General features: G+C 29.0%; 7 protein-coding genes. All 7 read right to left on the bottom strand.

Features of this window, described 5'->3' with window-relative positions:
• Window positions 1–114: 114 nt before the first annotated feature.
• Window positions 115–1,017 carry a carbohydrate ABC transporter permease gene (locus J7G74_RS10085; protein WP_297134841.1) on the bottom strand — a complete coding sequence of 301 codons (903 nt, stop codon included), beginning with the start codon at window positions 1,015–1,017 and terminating at the stop codon, window positions 115–117.
• Between the two features lie 74 nt (window positions 1,018–1,091).
• A complete protein-coding gene (locus J7G74_RS10080; protein WP_297134839.1) occupies window positions 1,092–2,390 on the bottom strand; it encodes an ABC transporter substrate-binding protein in 1,299 nt (432 codons plus the stop codon).
• 17 nt (window positions 2,391–2,407) lie between these two features.
• Window positions 2,408–3,205: a Cof-type HAD-IIB family hydrolase gene (locus J7G74_RS10075; RefSeq protein ID WP_297134836.1), complete on the bottom strand. Its 798-nt coding sequence runs from the start codon at window positions 3,203–3,205 to the stop codon at window positions 2,408–2,410.
• 198 nt (window positions 3,206–3,403) lie between these two features.
• Window positions 3,404–3,979, bottom strand: a complete 576-nt coding sequence (locus J7G74_RS10070) for a glycerol-3-phosphate responsive antiterminator (protein WP_297134834.1) — start codon at window positions 3,977–3,979, stop codon at window positions 3,404–3,406.
• A 328-nt stretch (window positions 3,980–4,307) separates the two neighbouring features.
• Window positions 4,308–5,660, bottom strand: a complete 1,353-nt coding sequence (locus J7G74_RS10065) for a 6-phospho-alpha-glucosidase (protein WP_297134832.1) — start codon at window positions 5,658–5,660, stop codon at window positions 4,308–4,310.
• A gap of 48 nt (window positions 5,661–5,708) precedes the next feature.
• The gene (locus tag J7G74_RS10060; RefSeq protein ID WP_297134830.1) at window positions 5,709–7,259 is read right to left on the bottom strand and encodes a PTS transporter subunit EIIC; all 1,551 of its coding nucleotides are present in this window, start codon (window positions 7,257–7,259) and stop codon (window positions 5,709–5,711) included.
• A 129-nt stretch (window positions 7,260–7,388) separates the two neighbouring features.
• A partial coding sequence (locus J7G74_RS10055; protein WP_297134827.1) for a PRD domain-containing protein occupies window positions 7,389–7,738 on the bottom strand: 350 nt, incomplete at its 5' end.

Raw genomic sequence — 7,738 nt, 5'->3', positions numbered from 1 at the left:
TTGTATGCTTCACCTAAACTTTTAAATGAACTTGATATGGCAAATATTATTGGAAAAAGAGATACCACCACAAATATAGCTAAAATTATATGCCATTTTATTTCTGAATTTAATTTAGTTTTCATAGTGTACTCCTTTTTCTACATACTTAAATTCTAAAATTAACAATACTATAAATAATGCCATTGTTATTATTGCAAATGCTGAAGCCGTTCCTGTTTTATATAGTACAAATGCTTCTTGATAAACATTATAAATAGCATTAGAACTTGCATAGTTCGGTCCACCTTGAGTAATAACCTTTATAGGTGTGAATACATACTGTAACCCTTGAACTATCGTCATAATTAATACGTATATTCCTGTTGCACTACTCATTGGTATTATTATATCTATAAATATCTTATGCATTGGAATGTTATCTAGTTTTGCTGCTTCTATAACTTCACTCGACACACCTGATATTCCAGCAAGTACAACAATAAAGTTATATCCGAAGATCTTCCAACTTGTAATTAAACTTAATATTACTATTACCAATCCATCCGTTTTAGTCCATATAGGCAATGTTATACCAAGCCAATTTGCAATTACTGCTGCTGGTCCAGAAATAGGATTAAGAATCCATAAATATAGTATGGAACCTACAACTAAAGAAATTACACTTGGTAGAAATATAACACTTTTATAAAATCCTTTTGCCTTTGTTATTACAACAGATAGTATAAAAGATAGTATATATGGAGCTACAAAATTTATTAAAAGCAATATTAATATATATATAAATGTATTTCCCATAATTTTATAAGTTAATGGATCATTAAATATTTCAATATAATTATTTAGTCCTACGAAAGTTTTTGTTGGTTTAACCATATTCCATGAAAAGAAACTTAAATATATAGTTTTGATTAATGGCCAAAACATAAATAACGTAAAGGCTAAAATTGATGGTAGGATAAGCAAGTGTGGAGTTAATTTATCTTTAATTTTGTAAATATTTCTTTTTTTACTCATTTAATGTCTCCTTATTTTAGATCTTTATAATAAAAGGTAGAAACTATTTTTCTACCTTTTATCAAAAATAAGTTTTATTGTTGTTCTAATAATTTATTTATCTTATTTTGTGCTTCTGTCAATCCATCTTTAGCTGATATTTTCCCACCTAGAATTTGATCTCTTGTATCTAATAATATTTGTTCCGCTTCAAGACCAGCATCTCCTGGGAAAGATGTCCAAGATACTACACCTTCCATTTGACTTGTAGCTGCTTCCATCATTTTATTTTCCTCTAAGAAATCTTTTAATCCGTTTTCAGCTTCAGCAACATCTTTTCTTGGAGGTACATAACCAGTCCCTATAGTCCATTCAGCCATAGATTCTACACCATATAAATACTTTTGGAATTCCCATGCTGCTTTTTGTTGTTCTTCATCTTGAGCTGTAATTGCAAGGAAACATCCACCTGCAGGTAATCTTACTTCTTCACCTTCCCAAGCTGGTGAATTAACTGCTGCCACATCAAACTGTGCACCTTCTTGTATACTTGCTCTTCTTGCAATTGTAGTATATAACATGCCTACTTCACCATTTATAAATGATTGAACACCTTCATCCCATGATATGTGTAATGCTTCTTCATTTTTAACCATATCTGCATAAGCTTCATATGCTTCTATACCTTTTTCTGATGCAAAAGTTGCTTTTCCATCTGTTATCATTCTAGCTCCATTACTTTCTAATAAAGCCTGTGTTGCCCAGCTATCAGATGCTTCTTGTATATAAACACCGTATTTACCAGTTTTATCTTTTATTACACTGGCAAATTCTTGTACTTGTTCCCAAGTTTTTGGTCCTTCTTCATCTAAACCATATTCTTTTAATATATCTTTATTTATGTATAATACTGGTGTACTTAAAGAATAAGGTATACCAACTTGACTTCCTTCACTATTTTTAGCAAGATTTAATATATTTGGTAAGAAATTATCTTTTAAAAATGTTTTATCCTCTGGGAAATGTTGATCTATTATATCTTGAGGATCTGTGTACCCAAAGTTATTTGAAAAATAATCTAAAAATGACCAACCAACTTGCACTAAAGCTGGAGTAGAACCTGTAGCTGCCTCTGCTTGAAAGTTTTGTAATAATCCTTTATACATGTCTGGGTTGTATTTTGCTACTACTTCTACAGTATCACTTTGTTTATTGAACTCTTCAACTAACTTATCTACACTTTTTCCACCTTGAGTTTCAGCGTTAACATGCCAGTATTCTATTTTTACTTTTTCTTCAGATGATTTGGCATTACTTCCACTATTACTACACCCTACAGTAAATAAAGATACTACACTAACTAAAGAAAGTATTTTTACTAATTTTTTATTCATTTTATCTCTCCTAATAATTACTTGAATTTTTTTAGTATTTCTATAACACCATTCTCGTACTCTTCTTTTGTTATATAATCTGCAATTTCCTTTAAACCGTCAACTGCATTATTCACAGCAAAACCAATGTCAGCCATTTCAATCAATTCTTTATCATTCATATGATTTCCAATAGCTATCACCTCCAGGTTTTCTATGTTTAAATACCCTTTTAATATCTTCAAGGCCATTCCTTTTGATATATTGCTTTGAACTATTTCAAAATAATCATCTTCCGAGATTACATATCTAAATTTATTTCTTATGGAAATATTCAGATTATTCCATACTTCCTTGTATCGTTTTACATCTCCTATTACTAATACTTTGTTTATCTTTATATCCGTATCAAACAAAGATTCCTCTATCTCTTCACATTTTGTAATTTCTTTTTTCTCATATACAGCAATTCTTTCTGTATATTTGAAACAGAGTACCTTTCCATTAATATAAACTATTATTGATGCTCCAAATTTTTCAATTTCTCTTAAAAAAGGCAGTATCTCTGTCAATAAAAATTCTTCCGAATAAATTTTTTTACCTTTTGTATCTGCTATTTTAGCCCCGTTGTAAGCTATATAAGGTGCATTAATTCCTACTTCTTTAGCTACTTCTATACTAGTTTCTATAGGTCTTCCTGTAGCTATAGTAAATATATTTCCCTTACTTTTAAATTCTTCCACATGAGATATAAGCTCTTTTGAAACCTTATATCCTTCATAATCACTATTAAATAACGTTCCGTCTAAATCAGACACTATCATTTTTATACTCATACATAACTCCTTTAACAAAAAAATTTTTTAAATTAACCTCCTATCTTATTTACTTTATAATTAATGGTTTTCTCCAGTCTCCACCAATAATTATAAAAATTTGCTTCGCTTAATCCACTGCATTGACGCTGTCAGCCATATTGCTCAAAGTTATAAATATTGTATAAATATTAAAAATATAGTTTTCCAATTATTATTTTATTTAATTATTTCATTATCTATTTTCATATTCCATAATTCTTCCTTGCTAAACGATATTGCATCAGCCCCTGATTTCAATCCTTCAATAATTTGTTCCTCTTTATCTATCAATCCGCCAAGAATAATTGGTTTATTTATTTCTTTCTTTAATCTACCTACTATCTCTCCACATAAAGCCGGCATAACTTCTACCATGTCAGGATCATTTTCTATGATACTTTCTATAGAATTTTTAAGTGATTTACTATCAATTAGAAATATTCTTTGTATTGTCATTAGTCCTCTTTTTTTGGCAGCACTTAATACTGTACTTTTAGTTGATACAATACCCTTTGGATTTATATTTTCTTTTATAAACCTTAAAGCTTCAACATCATTTGATAGACCTTTTAATAAGTCTAAATGTATAAATATAGGTTTTTTATCATTCATTATTTTAAACTTATCTTGTATTAAGTAACTTAATTTTCCTTCTATTAATATAACCGCTGAAACATCAGATTCCACAGCTTTATCCAAGTTATTATGTCTAGCAGCAGCTATTAAAGGATTTTTTGTTATATTCTCTTTCATTCTTAATTTCCTTTTCTGATACAATATTTTTATTATATTTTTATACTAACAATCAAATGTTAGATATATATTAAATCCTTGTAATGTTTTACCACTTTTTGTTAATTATTGGTTAATATTATTATTTTATCTTATAATTGGTTATATTTTTTTCGATATAATTACTAAAAAGGAAGTATATTTACTTAATGATATTATGAAAAATATTGCAAATATTATAATTTTATTCAAAATAAAAAAACGTATTAACTTAAATGTTAATACGTTTTTTTATTTCGAATAGTTGAGATGACTTATAAAAATCATACCCACAATTTCTACTATAATATTATCTCAATTCTGGCCAGTATCCTTTATTCGCTTCTATCATATCATCTAAAATAGCTTTAGCAACAGTCATACTTGGAACAGTTTTATTTAATGTAAATGCTTGTAATGCTTTTTCATAGCTATTTTCAATACATGCTTCTACTATTAATTTTTCACTGTTAAGTTGTTGCATCATTAATCCTTGTTGGAATAGAGGTATTGGACCTCTAGCGATAACTTCTGGACCATCTTTTCCTATGTATGCTGGAAGTTCTACCATTGCATCATATGGCATGTTTGGTATAGCTCCACGATTTTCAGTTATAACTAGGAAACGAGCATGTGTATCATTTTTGATTGCAACTGCTAAATCACTAATCCAATCTCCATGTGATCCTGCGTAGAATGCTTTTTGTGATATTTCACCTGTTTTTAAATAGTGGTCTACACCTTCAAATAAATCTTTTTCACGGCTCTCCATAACTTCATTTGCACGAGTACGTTCTATATTTGAATGCTCTACAGTTTCCTTACTTAAAAGATAGTATGTTAAATAAGTGTTTGGTAAGTATTCAGGGAAACTTTCTAACATTGTGTATACAGATTTCCAAACATGGTTCCAACTACTTACAGCGTGACGATTACCTACACTTTGAGCTTTCTTTATTCTCTCAATATAAGATTCAGGTAGTAATATCTCATGTTTTTTTATGTATTCTTTGATTTCTTTCATTATATCTCTACCTTTGTAATCTATTGATGTAAACCATCCAAAGTGATTTAAGCCAAAGTAATCGTAGCGTATGTTATGAACATCTTTTATATTTAATGATTCTGCTATAATATCTATGATAGCTATTGGCATATCACATATATTTATAATTCTTGCATTTGGTCTTAGTTTACGGCAAGCTTCTGAAACAATTGCAGCTGGGTTAGAGTAATTTAATATCCAGTGATCTTTCTTAGCATATTTTTCTACATCATCTATAAGTTTTATCATTGGGTTGATTGTACGTAATCCATATGCCATACCTCCACAACCACAAGTTTCTTGACCTACACATCCATGTTTTAATGGTATTTTTTCATCTTGCTCACGCATTTCGTACTTACCAACACGCATTTGTGCAAATATGAATGTAGCATCTGTATAAGCTTCTTCAACATCATTTGTTACAGTTAATTTAACATCTGTTTTAACATCTTCTCTTAGTATCCATTCAACAACAACAGCTACCTTATCTTGACGCTCTTTATCAATATCAAATAAACGAATTTCATCTAATTCTAACTCTTTTGCTCTTTGTGCAATTGACTTAACAATACCTGGAGTAAATGTACTTCCTCCACCAACAACAGTAATAATCATAATATTTTATCCTCCTCTGTTACATTTATATCTTAATAAAATTTATATTTAGCATACCTCTAAATAATCTTCTACTGCACGTCTCACATCTGGTACATGAAGTCCAAAAATTATTTGTATATCTTTTCCTTTTCTAACAATACCACTATTTGGTGCTAAGTTAATTACATCCTCATTAATCTTACTTTCATCTTTTACATTAACACGTAATCTAGTGATACAATTTTCTACTGTATTAATATTTTCTTTTCCACCTAGTCCATTGACTATATTTTCTATATCTTTATCTAAGTTAATTTTTTGTGTTTTTTCTTTATCTGTAGTAGTACCCTCATCTTCACGACCTGGTGTTTTGTAGTTAAACTTCTTAATTAAGAAACTAAATACTACAAAGTATACAATGATTTGCACAATTCCTAATATCATCATCACTGGCCAATGTGTTTTTTCTACACCTACTGTAGTATTCATTATAATTGATACTAATAAATTTCCTCCACAAAACGCTGTAACATCAAATATTTTTAATAAAGCTATAAATAATCCAGATATAGCTGCATGTACAACAAATAATAATGGTGCACAGAATACAAACATAAAGTCTAATGGTTCTGTTACAGATGCTAATGCTGCTGTAACTATTAATGGAATAATAGCCGCTTTAACTTTTTTCTTATTATGCTTATATGCAGTATGAATAAATGCAGCTCCTATACCTATATAACCAAACATCTTTGTAAATCCAGTTGCCATATAGTATATACTATCTGAAAAACGTTCAACTGGTAGATTCATTTCTGTCATAACTATTGCATATGCTCCTGCAACTGTTTCTGAACCAACTTGAAGCACTCCACCTAAATCAGAGAACTGGAATGGTGTATATATTAAATGATGTAATCCTGTTGGAACTAATATTCTTTCTAAGAATCCATATAAGAATAAACCAAATGTACCTGTATTCTTAATAACATTTGCAAGAGATGCAATTCCTTGTTGAGCTAAGGGCCATACAAAGTTCATAACTACACCAAATAAAATAGACATAAAGAACATACATATGAAACTAAAGTTTGCTCCAGAGTATATCTGTAAAGCTCCTTTAAATGTTTTTTGACTTGTACGGTTAAACACATATCCTGTTATGCATCCTAAAATAATACCACCAAATACACTAGTATCTACAACTTGAATACCTAAAATAGTAGCCTGCCCAGTTCCTATCAAACCAAGCATTTCACTTCCTTGTGCTAACTGATCTAGTGAAGTTAACATAGTATTAGAAGTTGTAAGATATATAAAGTAACTCATAAATCCTATTAATGCAGCTTTATGTTTTTCTTTTTTTGCTAATGCTGCTGGAATACCTATAGAAAATATCACTGAAAGGTTATTAATAATAGCCATTACAGAGTTATAAATTAAATCTCCAAATATTTGGATTGGTTCCCATTTCAAAAATGGAAGTAATCCTACTAACATATCATTTGTAAGTAATACACCTATTACCATTAATATACCTGCACTTGATAGATACATTAACGGTTGAACCATTGCTTTTGCAAATGTTTCTAATCCTCCAAGTATTTTTTCTTTCACTATTATACCTCCTCATAAAATTATATATTTTTTATCTTGTGCTAAAAAAAAGGACCCAAAAAATACATATATATAATATGTTAATTTTCTGGGTCTTGCCTGCATTACCAGTCACAATCCATTTTATTTTTATAAAATTTTTGTTAAGTGTAATAATAAATAAATCTTTTCAGGCTTATCTAATTTATACTTAAATTCTTTTTTAGTATACTCATTTAATTTTTCTAAATACTCCACATTTTTAGGATGATTGTTAATTAAATAGTCATACATTTCAATCATTTTGTCATCATGATAAGTTTCCTTCTTAAATATCCTTTGAGCAAGAAACTTAAGATGAGTCATAAAACGTATTGTATTTAAATTTGATTCATCTAATTCCAGTCCATAACATTCTTTAATTAAATCAATATTACCTTTTACAAATTTTAAAGTATCGTATGCTAAGTTATTATTTGCTTGCATATTAACAAAATGTA

The sequence above is a fragment of the Terrisporobacter sp. genome (assembly GCF_017888745.1).
GTDB lineage: Bacteria > Bacillota > Clostridia > Peptostreptococcales > Peptostreptococcaceae > Terrisporobacter.
This window is presented reverse-complemented; position numbering and strand designations above follow the sequence as displayed.